At 61.2% G+C, this 19058-nt stretch carries 17 protein-coding genes; 1 reads left to right on the top strand and 16 read right to left on the bottom strand.

Features of this window, described 5'->3' with window-relative positions; translation table 11 throughout:
* Window positions 1-21: 21 nt before the first annotated feature.
* Window positions 22-972: an IS481 family transposase gene (locus tag MA04_RS12775; protein ID WP_262460820.1), complete on the top strand. Its 951-nt coding sequence runs from the start codon at window positions 22-24 to the stop codon at window positions 970-972.
* Here MA04_RS12775 and MA04_RS12770 read toward each other — a convergent pair.
* The 16 genes from MA04_RS12770 to MA04_RS12695 all read right to left on the bottom strand — a co-directional run bounded on the left by MA04_RS12770 (window position 969) and on the right by MA04_RS12695 (window position 18640).
* Entirely contained in the window at window positions 969-3008 is a 2040-nt protein-coding gene (locus MA04_RS12770) for a PEP-utilizing enzyme (protein WP_262460819.1), read from the bottom strand. The genes MA04_RS12775 and MA04_RS12770 overlap by 4 nt on opposite strands.
* The gene (locus tag MA04_RS12765) at window positions 3005-3745 is read right to left on the bottom strand and encodes a lipoprotein intramolecular transacylase Lit (protein WP_163126832.1); all 741 of its coding nucleotides are present in this window, start codon (window positions 3743-3745) and stop codon (window positions 3005-3007) included. Before MA04_RS12765 ends, MA04_RS12770 begins: the two co-directional genes overlap by 4 nt.
* A 3-nt stretch (window positions 3746-3748) precedes the next feature.
* On the bottom strand, window positions 3749-4279 hold the full coding sequence (locus MA04_RS12760; protein WP_262460818.1) for a type II secretion system protein M: 531 nt from the start codon (window positions 4277-4279) through the stop codon (window positions 3749-3751).
* A complete protein-coding gene (gene gspL / locus MA04_RS12755) occupies window positions 4276-5478 on the bottom strand; it encodes a type II secretion system protein GspL (protein WP_262460817.1) in 1203 nt (400 codons plus the stop codon). Before gspL ends, MA04_RS12760 begins: the two co-directional genes overlap by 4 nt.
* Before the next feature lie 41 nt (window positions 5479-5519).
* Entirely contained in the window at window positions 5520-6611 is a 1092-nt protein-coding gene (gene gspK / locus MA04_RS12750) for a type II secretion system minor pseudopilin GspK (RefSeq protein ID WP_163126829.1), read from the bottom strand.
* Complete coding sequence (gspJ, locus tag MA04_RS12745; protein WP_262460815.1) at window positions 6602-7225, bottom strand: type II secretion system minor pseudopilin GspJ; 624 nt, start codon at window positions 7223-7225, stop codon at window positions 6602-6604. The genes gspK and gspJ overlap by 10 nt, the downstream gene beginning before the upstream one ends.
* Window positions 7225-7644: a type II secretion system minor pseudopilin GspI gene (gspI, locus tag MA04_RS12740; protein ID WP_163126828.1), complete on the bottom strand. Its 420-nt coding sequence runs from the start codon at window positions 7642-7644 to the stop codon at window positions 7225-7227. Before gspI ends, gspJ begins: the two co-directional genes overlap by 1 nt.
* On the bottom strand, window positions 7641-8360 hold the full coding sequence (locus MA04_RS12735; protein ID WP_262460813.1) for a prepilin-type N-terminal cleavage/methylation domain-containing protein: 720 nt from the start codon (window positions 8358-8360) through the stop codon (window positions 7641-7643). The genes gspI and MA04_RS12735 overlap by 4 nt, the downstream gene beginning before the upstream one ends.
* 31 nt (window positions 8361-8391) lie before the next feature.
* Window positions 8392-8823 (bottom strand): type II secretion system major pseudopilin GspG, encoded by a 432-nt coding sequence (gspG, locus tag MA04_RS12730; protein ID WP_014994558.1) that lies wholly within the window; start codon window positions 8821-8823, stop codon window positions 8392-8394.
* Between the two features lie 44 nt (window positions 8824-8867).
* Window positions 8868-10088, bottom strand: a complete 1221-nt coding sequence (gene gspF, locus MA04_RS12725; RefSeq protein ID WP_262460811.1) for a type II secretion system inner membrane protein GspF — start codon at window positions 10086-10088, stop codon at window positions 8868-8870.
* Window positions 10089-10255: 167 nt separating this feature from the next.
* Window positions 10256-11737 carry a type II secretion system ATPase GspE gene (gene gspE / locus MA04_RS12720; RefSeq protein ID WP_163126892.1) on the bottom strand — a complete coding sequence of 494 codons (1482 nt, stop codon included), beginning with the start codon at window positions 11735-11737 and terminating at the stop codon, window positions 10256-10258.
* A gap of 50 nt (window positions 11738-11787) precedes the next feature.
* A complete protein-coding gene (locus tag MA04_RS12715; protein WP_262460810.1) occupies window positions 11788-12921 on the bottom strand; it encodes a response regulator in 1134 nt (377 codons plus the stop codon).
* Window position 12922: 1 nt separating this feature from the next.
* On the bottom strand, window positions 12923-13486 hold the full coding sequence (locus MA04_RS12710; RefSeq protein ID WP_240342786.1) for a chemotaxis protein CheB: 564 nt from the start codon (window positions 13484-13486) through the stop codon (window positions 12923-12925).
* A gap of 102 nt (window positions 13487-13588) precedes the next feature.
* Entirely contained in the window at window positions 13589-14080 is a 492-nt protein-coding gene (locus tag MA04_RS12705) for a response regulator (protein ID WP_022995918.1), read from the bottom strand.
* 13 nt (window positions 14081-14093) lie between these two features.
* The gene (locus tag MA04_RS12700; protein WP_262460904.1) at window positions 14094-14948 is read right to left on the bottom strand and encodes a CheR family methyltransferase; all 855 of its coding nucleotides are present in this window, start codon (window positions 14946-14948) and stop codon (window positions 14094-14096) included.
* A 23-nt stretch (window positions 14949-14971) separates the two neighbouring features.
* Complete coding sequence (locus MA04_RS12695) at window positions 14972-18640, bottom strand: response regulator (protein WP_262460809.1); 3669 nt, start codon at window positions 18638-18640, stop codon at window positions 14972-14974.
* Window positions 18641-19058 lie beyond the last annotated feature (418 nt).

Genomic DNA, 19058 nt, shown 5'->3' with positions numbered 1-19058 from the left:
GCAACCCTCTAGGAGCCCCGAATGAACAGCCACCAAAATGCCCGATTAACCGTCCATGGTCGAGCCTTGCTCGTGACTCGCATTCTAGAACACGGTCTGCGGCCCGAGGAGGCCGCCCAGGCGATGGGCGTGAGCGTGCGCACCGCCTACAAGTGGCTCGCTCGATATCGCCAGGAAGGCTTGCCCGGCCTGGAAAACCGCTCCTCAAGGCCACACCGATGCCCCCACCAGATTAGCGATGACCAGCGCCAGAGCATCATCAACGCTCGCCGCAAGCGCCGGATCTACCGTCAGATCCATCAGGAGACGGGCATCAGTGTCAGTACCATCGCCCGCCTGCTGCACCGCGAGGGCCTGAACCGGCTCGCCGCTCTGGAGCCGGCAGAACCGCCCAACCGCTATGAGCGAGAAGCGCCCGGTGAGTTGCTACACCTGGATATCAAGAAGCTGGGCCGCTTCGACCGGCCCGGCCACCGAGTGACTCGCGATCGGCAGAAAGGCACCTCACGAGGGGCCGGTTGGGACTACGTGCATGTCGCCATCGACGACCACAGCCGCATCGCCTGGGCCTGCATCAAGCCCGATGAAACCGGTGCCAGTGCGTGGCGGGCCCTGATCGCCGCAGTGCGGTACTACCGCCATCTGGGCATTCGCTTCCACCGGGTCCTGACCGACAACGGCGCCTGTTATCGTTCCAAGGCCTTCGCGCGCGCCTGTCGGCGTCTGGGGCTAAAACACACAACAACCCGACCTTACCGGCCACGCACCAACGGCAAGGCCGAAAGGCTGATCCAAACGGCGTTGCATGAGTGGGCCTATGCTCGAGCCTATGACAACGCCGATCAGCGGGCGGAATACCTGGCCACCTGGCTGCATCAGTACAACTGGCATCGACCTCACTCCAGCCTCGGCTATCAGCCTCCCGTCAGCCGACTGCCCTTACTGAACAACCTGGTGGCTTTACACAACTAGCCGCCCGGCACCGGCGACGTGTTCCGGGCCACGGTGCCCGCCGCGCCGTCCAGGGTCACCCACTCCTCGTCGCGCACACCGTGCAGGGCATCGGCCAGCCCCCATACCGCCGGGATGCCGCAGGCCCGGGCCAGGCTGGCGGCGGGATTGGCCGGGTCCCGGCGGCTCAGGATCAAGGCGCCGGCGCGCGCCAGCCAGGGGGTCCAGGCGGCGTCCACTTCATCCACCACCAACACATCGCCGGGCTGGATGTTGTTCAGTGCCCAGGCGCTGCAGAGCCGGCGGACCGGCCCTTCCACTCGCCCCGCCACCAAAGGCAGTCCGAGTAATAATGGCTCGGCGGTGTTACCCCCGAAACCGTAGCCGATGCGGTCCATTTTCCAGTCCGGCGCGCCGACCAAAGCGTCTTCCAGGTAGCGGACCTTACGCTGGGCGATGATGCGCCCGGCGGCGGATTTGGGAATGCGGCGCTGCATCCACAAGGTCCACAGCTCATCGAAATACAGAAAATGGATATCGTCCGGATGAGCCAGCAACTCTTGCGATACCAACTCTCCGGCCGCATGGACCAACCATTCCCGCAGTTGTTGTGCCAACGCCTGCCGCAACGCCCGCGCCCGCTTTGCCAACGACAACCAGGCGGCCACCGCCGGATCCAACCGGTCGCCGGGATCATGACGCCGGCGCCGTTCTCCGACGGCCTCCAATACCGCCTGCAAAGAAGGGCTGTCCTGCACTGGCGCGTGCACCGGGTCATCGCCAGGGCGCAGCGTCGCCAGCACTGCCCCCTGCCCCGCGTCCTTCACATCCCTCTTTCCCAGATTAAGGGCCTGGTCCAGCGCTCGCAGTTCGGAGGCCGTCAGCAGCGATGTGAGCGGAAAGGGCTGGTCATGGGACTCCGGCAATTCCGGCAGCCACAAGTAACACAACCGGCCTTCCAGACGGGCCAGCCGTTCGCCAATGCGATCCAACGCGATCAGTTGGTGCCAGAGGGCATCCCGGTCGCTGTTCACGACCCGCTCTTGTTTCAGGTGGAGCTGTTTCAAGCGGCGCTCCAGCACCGCCAGCGTCCACAGCCAGCGCCGACGTGGTGGTGATGGCCGCCGGCGGGTGGTCAGGTCGTCCAGGGACTCCGGCGGCTGCCAGGCGGGCGGTACCTGTAACCAGGCCGCCGGCCAGGTTTCCGCCAGGCGGCGAAAGTAAAGCCCGTTACTGTACAAATGGCTGTGCTGTCGCCGGTAAGGCTCGACGTTCTCCAGTTCCTTCCAGCCGTGACGACGAGCCAATGGCCACCAAAAGGCGGTTTTCAGCCAGCGCCCTTCCAGGGTATACCACAGCGGGGTCAGGGCCTGATTGAACAGGGCACCGCCGGCCCGCCGGTTCCAGGCTTCCTCGGGCACTGGCAGTGACCCCACCGGCAGGCTCTGCAGCAGCCAGATCCGCTCGCCGTCATATACCCATTCCCCGGCCTGCGGATGGTCAAACTGATTGCGCAGCAAATGCCCCAGAGTCACCAGAGCCTCGGCGGGCACGATCCGGTCCAGGGCCGGAGAGCCATCACCATGGTGCACCAGCCGTCCATCGGTATCGAACACCAGCCGTTGTCGTCCCCCTGCCCCGGCGGGAACACCCTCCACCACCATGTGGGGCAGATCCTGACGCAGCGGATGGCGAGTGAACAGCACCCCGGCGGCCTGCAAGTCCGGCAATGCCTGGATGATCGCGTGATCCGGGCCGGGGCGGTGTTCGAACAACTGATGGAGGGCGCGGGCCAGCGCCTGGTCACTGTCCAGTTTCAGCAGGCTTTCCCGTCGGGAACGGGGATTCATCACGCCATGATGCAGCACCCAGCGGCGTTGCCGGCCGAACATACGCGGTAAAGCACGTAAACGACGGGCGAGATCGTCCACCTGCAGTGCCAGTACCGTCTCCCGGCTGACCCGCCAGCTCGGCGGTACCGGCAACCCCGATGCTGCCCAGCGCTGAACGTTCTCGGCCCCAATGGCGTCCGGGCCCAGTACTTCGATACCACTCATGCGCTGGCAGGACTCCCCCGCCCCGCCAGCCGCAGACCGGTGAAATAAATCACAGGCGTCAGTACGGCAATCCCGGCGGACAGCACCAGGGCGATACCGCCGAACAACACTGGCGCTTTCATCAATGTGCTCATGAGTGAATCCTGCCAGTAGAAAAACCATTCATGTTCGGGCGGAAAAAGCCAGATATGAAACTGGTAAAACACCGCCTCAGGACCGGCCACCAGCAGCCAACCCGCCAGTCCCAGCAACGGCACCGCCAGGGCGATAAGGCGACGGCCAGCGGCCGGTCGGCGCTGATACCGTACCCATAAGGCCAATGGCCACCAGAGGCAGGCGGCAATCAGCGTGATCACCGTTCCCAGGCGGATCAGGTGGGCCACATCCCTGAGGTGCAGGATTTCCGCCTCCCGCAGCAGCGGGACCGGTTGCTCCAGGCGATTGGGATAGTGAATGTCTTCCAACCCTTCGCCGTTGTCGTGGACGGCCTCGCGGATTTGGTGAAACAGCGCTTGATACTGCTCCGCTTCGAGCCGCTCGAAGTCCCTACGGTATCGGTTCTGAGGGCCGTATTCCCGGATGTGCTCCTCAATATCCAGGGTTGGATACCAGAACGAGTAGCCATAGTCGCACAGGCTGTAGAGCCCCCAGCTAACGCCGAGCGCCAGGACCATGGCGTTGAGGGTATACAGCCACCAGGCCGCCAGGGCGGCGGCGCCACCAACGCGCCCCTTCATCAACTAGCGGCTCAGGGAAGCACGTAGCGTGGCAGTGCCGGGCTCGTTGCCGGGCCCCAGCTCCAGGGTACCCAGGTTGAGGCCCTGCTCTTCGAGGAAATGCAGCCAGATCAGCACGGCATTGGCGGGCTGGTCTTCCAGTTGAATCCTCACCGAGCGGTCACCGTCGGGGGTGAACCCCTGCAGGGTAAGGCCGTGGTTCTGTGCCGAGCGGCTGATCTCGCTGACCCAGTTATCGCCGAAGGCGCTGGTCTTGTTGCGAGTATCGCTTTGGCCACGGGCTTCGCGCACCGCCGGCGCGTTCAGTTCGATCCACTGCCGTGTTTGTTCGTTGGCTACGTAACGCTGACGAGCGGATTCCCGCGCGTTCCAGACCGGCTGCCAGATCAACGCGTAAATCAGGAACAACACCAGGACAGCGGCGAGCAACTGCAGAATGGTTTGCTCCCGGGGCTCCCTGGAGGCATACCATTCAAAGGCGGGCCGCAGACGCTTGTTCAATTGGCTTCGGGCTTGCTCTATTTGCTGTTTCATCCGGCCTGCTCCACCCGAATACGCGCGGTGACCCCATTGGGGCCATTGCGATAGTTGGCGATGGACGCATTGACGCCTTTTTCCCGTAATGCGGTTTGCAGTTTCTCCAGGTCGGCATATTCCTTGGCGCCCAGATCCAGCAGCAAATTGCCCTGACGTTCATCGAATTGCAGCCGTTTGGGCTCCACTTCGCTGGCGGAAAGCACCGCCGCCACCGAAGGTAGTACCTGGAACAATCTGGCACTGCCGGTGGCGCCACCGCCACTGGAAAGGCGGGCCAGCCGGGCCTCGAATTGCCGCCGCAAACCGGCGGTGGCCCGATCTCCCGGGAACAGACTTTGATAGAGTTTGCCGGCATCGGCGAGAGCCTGATCCGCGGCCCGTTCATAGCGCCAGGTCTGGACGCCCAACGCCACCAGGGACAGCACGAACACCGCCGCGGCCAACCCCAGTACCGGTTTCCATGGCGCCCATGGAGAGGGACCGCCCCGGCGGTTCTGGCGCGGGGCCAGAGCGCCCTGCAGGATCTCCACGGTGCCAGCGTCATTGATGCCGTCCCGGAGTTGCTGAAACAGAGCGGTGGGAGACTCCACACGAGCCAGGGGCTGTTCCGGATCGTTTGAGACTGGCTCCCCTGTGATCTCGAACTCCTCCGCTTCCGGGGCCGCGCACAGCGCCATCAGCGAGCTCAGTTGGGCTTCGTCCGCGTAGCTGAGGGCCCGCTCCCTATCCAGCACCAGTGTCTGGCAGCCTGGTACCGCCACTGCCACCGGCGCACTGCGGGCCAGCACATCCCCCAGGGACTTGATGCTGGTGATGTGCACATGCACATCCCTGGCCAGGGCCAGCAGGGCATCCACGGCTTCCCGGTCCACCACGGTGACCGGGTAGCGGCCGTGATCGCCTTTGCCGGCGGCGAACCAAAGCCGCTCGGGGGCGTCCAGCAACTGCTCCTCCAGCAGAAAGGGCAATACCCTTTGCAGATGACGCGCTTGCTTCCGTGACAGGTTGACGTGGGTGCACAAGGCATCGGCGCCGCCGATGACGATCCGCGCACTGCCCCCATGCAGCGCCTCCAGCGCCTGCGGCAGACTGCCCTCGCTCACCGGGTCCGCCGGCGATTCCTGGTACAGCGCCGGGCTTGCGGCGAGTCCATTACGGAATGCCCCCGGGGCCAGATAAATCAGTGCTGTGGCCACAAATCTCGTCCTTTTCCGTTTATTTAACCGCCGCTACGGGCCTAGCCGTTCGGGTTCAGTTCCACGGTATTATTGCTTTCGTTTTCCGCATTGTAGAAGGGATTGCAAGCCGGTTCGAGGGGGCTCAGCAGCGGCGTCACCTGACGACTGAACACCCGGGTGCCGTCCGGCCCGCCCTGGGAGGAGCGGCGCAACCGACTGACAAGACGGCTGACCTGCCCGTCCACTTCCACATCCACCATAATCTGAAAATATTCGCTACCCACCGACAGCATGCCTGACAGGTTCTGTTTTTGCTCGTCATCGAGGGACGTAAACGGAGCCAGTGCCATGACGTCGTCGACATTGGCGATCGGCCCTTCTTCGCGCAATGCCATCACCGCTTCGGCGGCTTCGTTGCCCGCCATGGTCCCCAGCACCGCGTCCAGCACCGGCTGCGGTGCTGTGTTGACATTCAGCTTGGTGCCCGATGGCAGCGCGGTGAACAGCCCCCACATCATCATGTCCGGAAACAGATCCTCGACGGTGAAGCTGCGCAGCGCGCGCAATTCGGTTTCGTGCGCCACCGCCATGTTCGGCGTGCGACGGGAGCGATACTCGGAGTCCTCCGCCCCTTCCACGTTGTCGACGATGTTGTTGGTATCAATCCAGTCCGCCATCTCATTGGACAACAGGGAAGCCTTATTGGGCTCCGGCAGCACCTGCTCCAGCAATCTCCGCAGGCGCTCCCGGTTTTCCTCATTGCGCTCAAATCCGGGGCCACTGGCGGTGCCCAGCCAGTTGAGGTTGAAGCGGCCCTGCAAATCTTGCACCGAGGCACTGAGGATGGCGTCTTCATAGGGCGTGGCGGGCAGTTCCACCGCCCATTGCTCTTCCACGCAATCGTCCACCATGGCGTTATTGCGCTTGTCGTCTTCCAGATCGTCGATCAGCCCCTGCGTGGCCACCACTTCCACCGCCATGGCATATTGATAGCGCTTGTCCCATTGCAGCAGGTTGTCGGCGCGGGTACGGAAACGGTCCTGGCGGAACATCACTTCCGTGGCCACCGCGGCAAGGATGGCGAACAGCATCAAAACGATAATCAGGGCCATGCCGCGCTGGCGGCGAGGGCTCATCGCGGTCACGCCCATGGGTTCACCACCGTGCGGAAGAAGCGGTGCAGAACATCGCCGCTTTCCAGTTCAACACTGATTTCGACGCTGCGCGGCAACCGCTGCAACCAAACCGGCTGGGTCGCCACATTCGGCTCGGGCCAGAATTCCAGCCACTGCCACTCACCCTGATCGTTCTGGTCCAGGTAGCGCACGGTGAAGCGTTTGACGTTGTCGATCAGAACGTCTTCCTGATATTCCGTGGCCACGGTGGTATCGAGCACCGGCCAGTAACGCCGGTACAAAGTGCCGTTCTCGAAAACGTAGATGACCCTCTGCATCTCACTGCGGCGGCGCAATTGAAAGGGATTGGACCAGCCCAAGCGAGTGAACTCCACGTATTGCTCGGTGCCGATCATGGCCGGCTGGTAGTCGCCATAGCCATCCCGTACGGGACGGGAAATAAGCTGCTCGAAATCGAGGGTGAGATAGGTCACCGCGCGCTGGCTGTTTTCCATCTCGGTGGCGCCTTCGGCCAGCTGCTCCCGGCTATCCAGCGCGTTGCCGAGAAACTCCACCGCCACTATGTACATCATGGCGAAGATGCCGATCACCACCAGCATTTCCAGCAAGGTAAAGCCACGCTGGCGCATTATCCCCCCGGGTTGTTCTGGTTGTTGCCGTTCTCGCCCATGGCGGCGGCGGGTTTGCCGATCAGACTGGCGAGACTGTATGCCAGCCCCATTTCCTCATCGTCGATCAGCGGCCCCACATCGATATCCACGCGGCGGGTATCCGGATAGGGGCCATCGCTGATTTTGGTTTGCACCCACCATTCGCGCTCGCCATATTTGACGCGGTCATCCTGTTCCCCGTTTTCCGGCCACAGCTGGAAGGTCTGCATTTCCACCAGTTTGTCCGCCGCCACCATATAAGCCAGCCGGGTGTCGTCGATGTTGCGGTAGGCCACGGCGCTGGCGCCCAGGGTCTGCCCAAGCGCGATCATCGCCAGGGACAGAACGGCCAGGGCCAGCAGCACTTCCACCAGGGTGAACCCGCTCTGCGTCTTCATTGCTCGTCCCGCTTCAGGTTGAACAGGCTACCGGGATCTTCACTGGTCCGGGTACGCATCTCACGGATGGTCTGGCTGCGCTCTTCTTCTTCGCGAATGGCTTCCGCATCATCCGGGTCGCGAATCTGGCCAAGAGCGGTGAGGCGCCGGCGGATTTCCAGGTCCGGTTCGTTGATGGCACGGAGCGTGAGCAACACCGGCGTGGTTTCACCACTGGGAAAGAAAAATACCTGCGGCAATGGCTCGGAGCGGGCTTGTTCGTCTTTCTCCGACTGCTCCTTGTCCAGCAGCCCGATGCCACCGGAAAACTTGCTGTCGTCCACCAGCCGTTTGGCCACATCACCGAGATTCACCGGCGTCACCCGGTCATCATCATCACGCTCCAGTTCCTCCACTTCCCACAATAACTCGATGCCTTCTGGCAAGGACTCGGCGCTGAGGCCGTTGCCCTCCGCCGGACGGAACACCCGCGCTCCCACATCGTATTCCACCGGGGTCCAGCCGCGCTCGGTGAAACGCATTGCCATCAGCCGGCCGGAAAACAGGCTTTGCTCATTGAGCAACACCAGTTGGTCGGTGAGCTTGGCGATACTGGTGTCCAACTGACGGCCATCATCGGTCCACACCGGCACCACCAGCACGGCCAACGACAGCATCGCCATCAACCCGATAACCACCAGAATTTCCAGCAGGGTGAAGCCGCGCTGCATCCGCATGGCAGATCCTTCCGGTCGTCAGTCGCCAGCGTTAGTTGCTGCTGTCGCGCCAGCTGATGTCGGCGTCCACACCGGTGCCACCTTCAGCACCGTCCGCTCCCAGGGAGTAAAGGTCGAAAGGACCGTCCACGCCCGGGCTCAGATAGACGTAATCATTACCCCAGGGGTCCTGGGGGATCTGCGGCAAATAGCCACCCTCAGGCCATTTTTTCGCCGACGCCGGACGCTCCACCAGAGCCCGGATACCTTCCTCGGTGCTCGGATAGCGGCCATTGTTGAACTTGTACATATCCAGCTGCTGGACAATGCGGGACATGTTGGTCTTGGCAATATCGACCTTCGCCTGCTCCCCCTGACCGATCACGTTGGGCACGATCATCGCCGCCAGCAGGCCGAGAATCGCCACTACCACCATGATTTCCAGGAGGGTAAAACCGCGCTGGTTCCGTCGCTTGGTTTTCATCTGTTCACCTTCTTTACGTTATCGAGCACCTGAGAAAAAGGGGATTATCCCGCCATGAAATTGTTCATCTGCATGATCGGCAGCATCACCGCCAGGACAATCATAATCACGAATCCCGCCATCACCAGCAGCATGATCGGCCCCAGCAGCCCCACAAGAGTACTGACCGTACTATTGAGCTCCCGTTCCTGGTAATCCGCCGCTCGGGTGAGCATATGATCCAGCTCGCCGGAGGTCTCGCCGCTGGCGATCATCTGCACCAGCATGGGCGGGAAGAACCCGCTCTTGTCCAGCGCGCGGCTGAGGTTGCCGCCCTCGCGAACCCGCGCCGCCGCATTCTTGACCGCCTCGCGGATGGCCAGATTGCCGACCACCTGGGCGGCAATGAACAGAGCATCCACCAACGGTACGCCGGAGCGCCCGAGAATGCCCAGGGTGCTGGCCAGGCGGGCGGCGTCCGAAGCGCGCAGCATGGTGCCCACCAAAGGGATATTGACCAAACGCCGATGCACGCGCAGGCGAAACCCGGGTTCGCGCAGGGCCCGGGCAAACAACGTGATGGCGCCGATCACAACCAGCACCACCAGCCAGCCCCAGTCGCGGGAAAAATCACTGAGCCAGATCACCACCTCGGTAATGGCGGGCAGTTTCTGATCGCGGTTTTCAAACACCGCCACCATCTTGGGCACCACGAAAGTCATCAGAAAGCCGATCAACACCATGGAAAAGACCATGATGAAAGCCGGGTAAATCATCGCTTGCGACACCGAACGGCCGGTGTCATGGCGGGTTTCCAGGTAATCGGCCAATTGCTCGAGCACCTGCTCCAGGTGGCCGCTTTGCTCGCCGGCCGCCACCGTGGCCCGATACATTTCCGGGAAGGCACGGGGGAACTCCGCCAAGGCGCGGGCCAGACTGAAGCCCTCCAGAACCTTGGCGCGAACCGCCATCATAATCCGTTCGACACGCGGGTTGGCGGCCTGCTTGGCCACCGCGGAAAGTGCCTGCTCCACCGGCAGACCGGATTTGAGCAGTGTCGCCAGTTGGCGAGTCACCAACGCCTGCTCGCCACCCTTGAGTTTGTTGGAGCCGCCGGAGAGACGCAGTCCGCCCTGCCCGCCCCGGTCGCGGGTTTCCACCACTTCCAGCGGCACCCAGCCCTTGTCACGCAGCTGTTGGCGGACCTGGCGGGCGCTGTCGGCCTCGGCGGTGCCTTTTTTGACTTTGCCCCGGTGATCCAGGGAACGGTATTCAAACGCGGGCATGATGGCGGCCTGTTACTGCGTGCCCAGAGGCGCAAAGTGGGGGCACTGTCACCGCAAACCATGACCGTTGCATGACAGGCGCTTGCGGGCCGTCTCCGATTGCTCGAATTCCATACTTCACGACATTTCTCCATGCGCCTTTCCGGCGTCTTATTGAAGGCGGCGAATCAGTCTTCCCGAGTGACCCGCAGCACTTCCTCGATGGTGGTTTCTCCAGCCAGCACTTTGCGCCAGCCGTCATCACGGATACTCGGCGTCAGCGTGCGGGCATGGCGGGCCAGTTTCAGTTCGCCGGCGCGATCATGGATCAACTGACGCATGGGCTCATCAATAATCACCAGCTCATAGATGCCGGTACGCCCGCGATAACCTTGATGATTACACTGTTCACAGCCCACCGGACGATACAGAGTGGCTTCCTGGTCTGGCGCCAACCCCATTAATTCGCGCTCGCTTTCGGTTGGCTCATGGCCTTCCTTACAGTCATCGCAAAGCACTCTCACCAGCCGTTGGGCCAGGGCTCCGAGCAGGGAACTGGAGAGCAGAAACGGTTCAATACCCATGTCCTGAAGACGGGTCACCGCGCCCACCGCGGTATTGGTGTGCAGGGTGGAAAGCACCAAGTGCCCGGTCAGTGATGCCTGCACCGCGATTTCGGCGGTTTCCAGGTCCCGAATCTCCCCCACCATCACCACATCCGGGTCCTGGCGGAGAATCGCACGCAAACCACGGGCGAAGGTCATGTCCACCTTGGAGTTGACCTGGGTCTGGCCGATCCCTTCGAGCTGATATTCGATGGGGTCTTCCACGGTCAGGATATTACGGGTGGATTCGTTCAGTTCGGTCAGGGAAGCGTACAGCGTGGTGGTTTTACCGGAACCGGTGGGTCCGGTAACCAGAATGATGCCGTGGGGTTTGTGGATCAGTTCGCGCATGCGCGAATCGCACTCTTTGCCCATGCCCAGATGGGAGACTTGCAGCCGCCCGGCCTGCTTGTCCAGCAGACGCAGCACCACCCGTTCACCATTGCTGGAGGGCATGGTCGATACCCGCACGTCCACATCGCGACCGCCGAGCCGCAGGGAAATACGGCCGTCCTGGGGAACCCGTTTCTCAGCGATGTCCATGCGCGCCATGACCTTGATCCGGGATACCAGCAGCGGCGCCAGCTCCCGTTTCGGCGTCAGCACTTCGCGCAGCACACCGTCCACGCGCATGCGCACCACCAGGCGGCGTTCAAAGGTTTCGATATGGATATCGGAAGCGTTCTCGCGGATCGCTTCCTGAAACAGGGCATTGATCAGGCGAATGATCGGAGCGTCGTCTTCCTGCTCCAGCAGATCAGAGGTTTCCGGCAGAGAATCCGCCAGACTGGCCAGGTCCAGGCCTTCCAGGTTGTCGGCGGCTTCCGCCGCGGCACCACGCTGCTGCTCATAGGTCAGCGCCATGGCGGTATTGAAAGCGCCGTCATCCAACGTCACCACCGGGGGCAAGGCGCCCAGCCAGCGTTGCACCTCGGACAGCGCGGACAGATTCGCGCCACGGCGGCAGCATAACTCCTGGCGCCCTTCTTTCTCCCTCAGCAGCACACCGAAGCGGCGCGCGAAACCGTAGGGCAACAGCAAGGGGCCATCCTGCATTTCTTCCATATCGGCCGGTTGCCGTTCTTCGGTGCCTTCCAGGACTGCTTCGCTCATGGTCAATACCTGTTCATTAACGTCTCCACAATCTCCCGATTCGCCTCCGAGAGATCCAGGAACTGGAATCCCCCGTGATACTCCGAAGGACCGGTTCCCTGCTCACTCCACACCACCCGGGCATCGAAGCTCATGGTGTTCACGTCTCCGATTCGATCCGGAAGCACCATGCCCAGTTCCCAGTGTTCGCCGGGCGCCGCATCACGGCGCATGGCCAGCCGGAACCCACCCAGGCTCAGATTAGTCAGCCTGCCCACATTACCACCGGTGCCGCGATCAAACACCACCAATTCCCGAAACATCTGTTTACGGGGATGCTTGCGGCGTTCCGGCCCGCGCATCGGTTCCTCGCCATGGCGCGGTCGCAGTACGAAGACCGTCCCGGTGAACGGATCGTCCTGACGACACACCGGATTGGCGTGAACCCGCAAGTATTGAGGCGCTTCCTCGCTGCCGCTTTCCAGGGTTAGATCGCCTTCCCAGGCTTCCCCTTGCGAGCAGCGGGCGAATATGGGGCTATCCTGCCAGCTTGCGTTGCTGTCGTCACCTGTGACGATAGGCAGTACTTGCGTGATCGGCCGGCTCAGCAGCGAATCCCGTTCGCGGTCCAACAATGCACAGGCGGAAGCGTTACAGAAACTGACCACGCCTTCCGCGTCGGTGCCGATGACGGCGTCGCCAAGGGCTTGCAGCAAACGCTCGTTCTCGTCCTTGAGCCGCTTCATCTGCACCACGGCCTGCTGCAAGCGCCAGCGCTGACGGTCCAGCTCCAGGAAGATATTGACCTTGGCTTCCAGAATCTGTTCATCGACCGGCTTGAACAGGTAGTCCACCGCTCCGTGCTGATAACCCTTGAAGACGTAGCTCTGATCCTTGGAAATGGCGGTGACGAAAATAATGGGAATGTGCCGGGTACGGCGGTTCTGTCGCAACAGCGTGGCTACCTCGAAGCCATCCATGTCCGGCATCTGCACGTCGAGTAGAATCAGGGCCAGGTCATATTTGAGCGCCCGCGCCAGGGCCTCATCACCGGATTTCGCCATGATCAGGTTACGGTCCTCCCCCTCCAGCACCGCTTCCATGGCGACCAGGTTCTCCTGACGGTCGTCCACAACCAGAATATTCTGTTTTTTCATGTCACAGCCCAACCAAATAGTCCGCCAGGTACGGCCCGATCCGTTCCAGATCGAGCACCTCCCGCGCCGCGCCTTTTATTATCGCCGCCTCGGGCATCACCGGCGCCTCGCTGCTTTGCGGTGACTGCACCAGGGTGTGGCCGCCGCGCCGACGGATATAATCAAGACCGTCGGAGCCGTCGTCGTTGGCGCCGGTCAACAATACGCCAACCAGCGCCGCGCCATAGGCATGTCCCGCGGAGAAGAACAGCTCATCAATGGACGGCCGGGAAAAATGCACCGGCCGATAGGTGGAAAGTGCCACGGTGTCATCCTCGTTGACCAGCATGTGGTACCCCGGCGGCGCCACATATACGTGACCGGGCAAAATCTCCTCTTTGTCCTCCGGAGCCCGCACCGGCAAGGTGCTGTAGCGGGACAACAGCCACGCCAGCCGGTTGTCGGCGCTGGCGTGCTGGTGCTGAACCAGCAGCACAGCGGCCGGAAACCTCGCCGGCAAACCAGCGAGAATCGTGGAGAAGGCGTTCAATCCTCCCCAGGACGCCCCCATTACCACCGCTTTCATCGTCCGGCGCATGGCGCCCGGCCGGTACCGTGCCCACTGGCTTGCCGGTGTTGTGTCATTGCCATCCGCTCCCTTTCGCTCCTGCTCCCCGCCTTATCGTCTTCAGGCGGTACCGGAGCCGCCTCCACGTTCCCGTTGCATGCGGGCCTTCTCCGCCTCATAGGCGGCGCGGTGGGCCTGGGCTTCCTTCAGTTTGGCAAGCAGGTCCCGGCGTTGCCGGTCCAGTTCCAGGAAGAAGTTGACTTTACTTTTCAGAATCAGCGGATCCAGCGGCTTGAACAGGTAATCCACGGCGCCGGCCTGATAGCCCTTGAAGACGTACTTTTTCTCTTTGGAGATAGCCGTCACGAAAATAATCGGAATGGTCTGGGTATCCTTGCGCTGACGCATCAGCTCCGCCACTTCGAAACCGTCCATGCCTGGCATCTGCACATCCAGCAGCACCAGGGAAATGTCCTCCCTGAGCATGATCCTCAAGGCGGCCTGACCGGACTCGGCCTTGAGCAACACGCGTCCTTCCTCCTCCAGAATGGCTTCCAGAGATACCAGATTGGCGGGTTGGTCATCGACCAAAAGCAGCTTCTGCTCGATCATCATTCTTCTCGGTTTAGGCGTTATGTGGGATCTGTCGCTTACGGAAGATGCGCAGTGACTTGTTGATCACATCGAAAGCGTCTTCGTTCCCACTGAAACGCAGACTTTCCTTGGTCCCCAGGCAAAGGAAACCGCCCAGATCCAGGCTGTCGTCGAACAGGCGGATCACCCGTTCCTGTAACGGCCGGTCAAAGTAGATCAGTACATTGCGGCACAAGATCACGTGCATCTCGCCGAACACCTGGTCCGTGGCCAGATCATGATCGGCAAAAACAATGTTGCGCTTTAACCGTTGTTCCATGATCACGCTGTCGTAACGCGCCGTGGCGTACTCCGACAGCGACTTGCGGCCGCCGGCCCGGCGGTAGTTCTCGGTATACTGCTTGAAGGCATCGATGGGATAGATACCCTTCTTCGCCGCCATCAGTACATTCTTGTCGATATCGGTGGCGTACAACATGGCCCGGTCGTATAGCCCCTCCTCCTCCAGCAGAATGGCCATGGAATAAATTTCCTCGCCGGTGGAGCAACCGGCATGCCAAATCTTGATGAACGGAAAAGTCTTCAATACCGGAATCACCTCCTCGCGGAAGGCGCGATAAAATTCCGGATCCCGGTACATCTCAGTCACGTTGACGGTGAGATCATTGAGCAAAATGACGAAAAACTGACGATCACGCAGCACTCGTTCTGTCATTTGCGTCACCGAGGGAAAGCCGGACATGGCCAGCCGATGCATCACCCTGCGCCGCATGGAAGCCCGGCTGTAGGCGCGAAAATCATAGCCGTAGAGCTGATAGATCGCCTCCAGCAGCAAGCGGATCTCGATGTCCTCGATTTGAATCTGATCGTCGTCGATCACGTCCATGGACTGCTGCACGGAATGCCCTCCTAGCGGTGCAGCCAGACCCGCATCAGCGAGGTCAGCTTGCTCATGTCGATGGGTTTGGAGCAGTAGTCATTGGCTCCCGCCTCCAGGCACTTGGCCCGATCATCCTTCATCGCCTTGGCGGTGAGGGCCAGGATCGGCAGCGCGGCGAACTGAGGCTGCTGCCGGATGTGCCCCATCGCCTGATAACCGTCCATCTCCGGCATCATGATGTCCATCAGTACGATATCCGTTTGCGGTGACGCATCCAGGGCTTCAATGGCTTCACGGCCGTTGTTGGCGATTTCGATATCGAAGCCCAGTTCTTCCAGTTGGGCGGACAGTGCATAGATGTTGCGCATATCGTCGTCCACCAACAGCAGCCGCTTGCCCTCGAAAATGTCATCGCGGTGTTCGATCAGTTCCGGATTGCCGCGCCGATGGCTCGGCAGAGTGGATTCCAGCCAGTGCAGGAACAGCGAGGCCTCGTTAAGCAATCGCTCGTGGGAACGCTCCGTCTTGAGGATGATGCGGTCCGCGTACTTGCGCAGCTTGGCCTCTTCTTCCCGGGTCAGATCCTTGCCGGTGTAGATGACCACCGGCAGGGCCTCGTTCTCGTCACCTTCGTGCAGACGCTCCAGCAATTCGAAGCCGGTCATATCCGGCAGGGTCAGGTCCAGAATCATGCAGTCGTAGACCCGTTCGCCTAACGCCGCCAATGCCTCCTCGCCGCTGGTTACCGCGGTAATCTCAACACCCTTCTGATCGAACAGCTCGCGGATGCTGGCGTGCTGAGCCTCGCTGTCTTCCACCACCAACAAGCGGCGGACATTCTTTTCGATGGCCTGCTCGATGGTGCCGAACGCGGACAGCATCTGCTCCTGGCTGACCGGCTTGGTCAGGAAATCAATGGCGCCCAGATCCAGCGCTTTCTTGCGTTCATCCTTGCCGGACAGGAAGTGCACCGGAATATCCTGAGTGCGCGGGTCCGCCTTGAGGCGTTCCATTACCTCCCAGCCATCGATACCCGGGAGGCCAATATCCAGAATGATGGCGCTGGGACGGTACCGGCTGGCGTATTCAAGGCCGCTTTCGCCGTCGACGCAGATATGGCTCTCCAGCCCGTAGTCCGCGGCCAGATCCACCAGCACATTGGCGAACTCACGATCATCCTCCACCACCAGCACGGTCTTCTCCCGGACCACATACTCTTCCGCCGATGGCTCCACGGCGAGGGGCGCGGTGGGGGCGGTGTGCGCTTCGGCGTTGGCGCCCACGTCCATGCTCTCCTCCAGCGCGGCCTCGGCTCCCAGCGCCTCGCCTTCCGGCAAGTACAAAGTGAAGGTCGCGCCCTGCCCCAGCCCATCACTGCGCAGGCCAATTTCCCCGCCCAGCAGACGGGCCAGTTCCCTGGAAATGGTCAGCCCCAGTCCGGTACCGCCATATTTGCGGCTGGTGGTGCCATCGGCCTGCTGGAAGGCCTCGAAGATCAGTTTCTGCTTATCCTCGGCAATACCGACACCGGTATCGGTGACGGCAAAACACACGGTACTGTCGCGTTCCAGGGTCCGCCCGGGAATGCGTTCCTCCTCGGCCGGCCGGCCGATGGTCAACGTTACGCTGCCATCATCAGTGAATTTGAGAGCATTGGAGAGCAGGTTCTTGACGATCTGTTCCAGCCGCTGCTTGTCGGTATAAAAATGCAGCGGCGCCTCCTCCTGAATCACCACATTGAAGCCCACGCCCTTGTTTTCAGCCACATGGGTGAAATGACGCTGGAAGTAGTCAGAGACGTCCCGAGGCGTGATCTCATCAATGACCACGTCCATTTTGCCTTCCTCAATCTTGGAAATATCGAGGATGTCGTTGATCAGTGACAGCAGGTCGGAACCGGCGGAATGAATCACCTGAGCATGCTCCACCTGCTTCTCTTCCAGGTTGCCTTTCTTGTTCTGCCCCAGGGCGTTGGACAGAATCAGGATCGAGTTCAGCGGTGTACGCAACTCGTGGGACATGGTGGAGAGGAACTCGGATTTGTACTTGGACGACAGCTCCAGTTCCTTGACCTTGTCCTCCAGCTCCTCATGGAGCGTCTCCAACTCGGTATTCTTGCGCGACATCTCCCCTTTTTGCTCACTGAGCATGCGCGCCTGGGCCTCCAGCTCCTCATTGGTAACCCGCAGCTCTTCCTGCTGCGCCTGCAATGACTCCTCCGAAGCCCGTAATGCCTGGGTTTGCGACTCCAGCTCCTCGTTGATGGCCTTGAGCTCTTCCTGTTGCTGCTGCAGGCGCGATTCGGACGCCGCCAGCTCGGAAGCCTGGCGTTCCAGATCCTGGTTGGCCCGGGTCATCTCCTCCTTCTGCAGGCTCAATTCCTTCGCCTGCTCCTGGGTGCGGGTCAGCATTTCCCCCAAACGCAACCGGTTCTGCGCGCTATGCAGCGCCACCCCGATCAGTTCCACCCCTTGCTCCAGGAACGTCAGGTCATCCTCTTCGAAGCGCCGGAACGAGCCGATCTCCAGCACCCCCTTGAGTTCCTCCTCATGGAAGATGGGAATGACCATCAGATTGCGAGGTACCGCGTTGCCCGTGCCGGACGACACCAGAATGTAATCCTCCGGGACCTCTTCGAGAATGATCGGCTTGCCCTCGAGCCCGCACTGGCCGACCAGCGACTCACCCAGAGCGAAATCGTTGGCCAGATGCTTGCGGCGCTGCATGGCATAGGCCGCGCGCATATACAGGCGCTCGCGCTCCACATCGAAGGTATAAAAGGCACCAATCTGCGCGTTCAAGGTGGGAATCACGTAGCCCAGCAGATTGCTGCCGAGCTTGTCGATGGCCATGTCGCCACGCATCAGATCCCCCAGTTGGGAGAGGCGGGTCTTGATCTGTTCCTGGCGTTTTTCGTCCTCGATGCGATGTTTGATGGTGTCCCGCATCTTGCGGATAGCACGGATCAGATGGCCGGTCTCGTCCCGGCTCTCGCTCTGGATCGCGGTGTCCCAGTTGCCATTGGCGATACTGTCCGCGGCCCCCACCGCATCCTCCAATGGCCTGGTGATGGAGCGCGTCACTCGCAGGGCGATCCAGCCAAGCAGGGTAAAGGCCATCACGCCCAGCGCCAGACCGATCATCTGCGTGCTGCGATTATCCTCACGGCTGCGCAGCAGAGTGTCTCGGAAAGCCTCGTAGCGCTTTGCCTGGAACTCGTCCTGCACCTCCTTGAACTGACGCTCCAGCAACTCCACCCGATCCAGCCAGGCGTAGCTGTTTACCAGGGTCATGGGGTCTTCAATCAGCGCCTGAGCGAGACCATTCGCTTCATTCAGGTAGTCGATGAAAGACATGCGGATTTTGTCCACATCATCCGTCAACGCCGGATCCAGCCGATCAATATCGCCAAGCCGCTCCAGAAACTGGTCCGAGTGCACCCTGGCCTCATCCAGCGGCCGCTCGTCGATCTGGGCGATGGCCGTACTGTAAGCGTCGGCGATCCCCACGAACTCGAGATTGTTGGCGTTCACCAGCTCCAGCACCGGAAAATCATGGTTCTCGATGCGGCTCAAGTGGTCGATATTGGTCGCGGCGATATAGTAGCTGTACAAAAAGTAAGCGAGAAAAAGCACAATCCCCAAAACCGCCACGGCGAGAATCTTCAGCCGGACGGACAGATTCTGAAACCACCTCATTAACGCGTCCCCATGCGTGCCTACAGGCGCTTTTGTTGTATTCCCCCCAAAACGGGAATAAGACTAAATTCGTAGGCTAACAGAAAGGACGAAAGGGCCAAACCCTAAGCGGAGTTCCGTGATGGGAAGGGCAAGAAAATGTGAGATGGCGCACATTGCGCTCTTTTGGAGACTTGACCAGGAAATCCCGTCGGATACCAAGCCGAGTCAATGGTTCGGCTGTCTCTCCACGACGACTGACGCTACTCTTGTGGCCGTGTCCACTGTGCCAACTCTTCTTCCGTCAACGCCGGACCTCCGGCGACCTCGACCACTTCTGGTGGAAATTCCGGTAGTTTGTCGCGGTTGACCCTACGCAACTGATCACCCGGCTGCAGCGGCGGACCTCCCTCCTCCATGTAACGGCGGATGTGTTCCC

The sequence above is a fragment of the Alloalcanivorax balearicus MACL04 genome (assembly GCF_025532145.1).
Classification (GTDB): Bacteria; Pseudomonadota; Gammaproteobacteria; order Pseudomonadales; family Alcanivoracaceae; genus Alloalcanivorax; species Alloalcanivorax balearicus.
The sequence above is the reverse complement of the archived record's forward strand: the minus strand, read 5'-3'. Positions and strand labels throughout refer to the sequence as shown.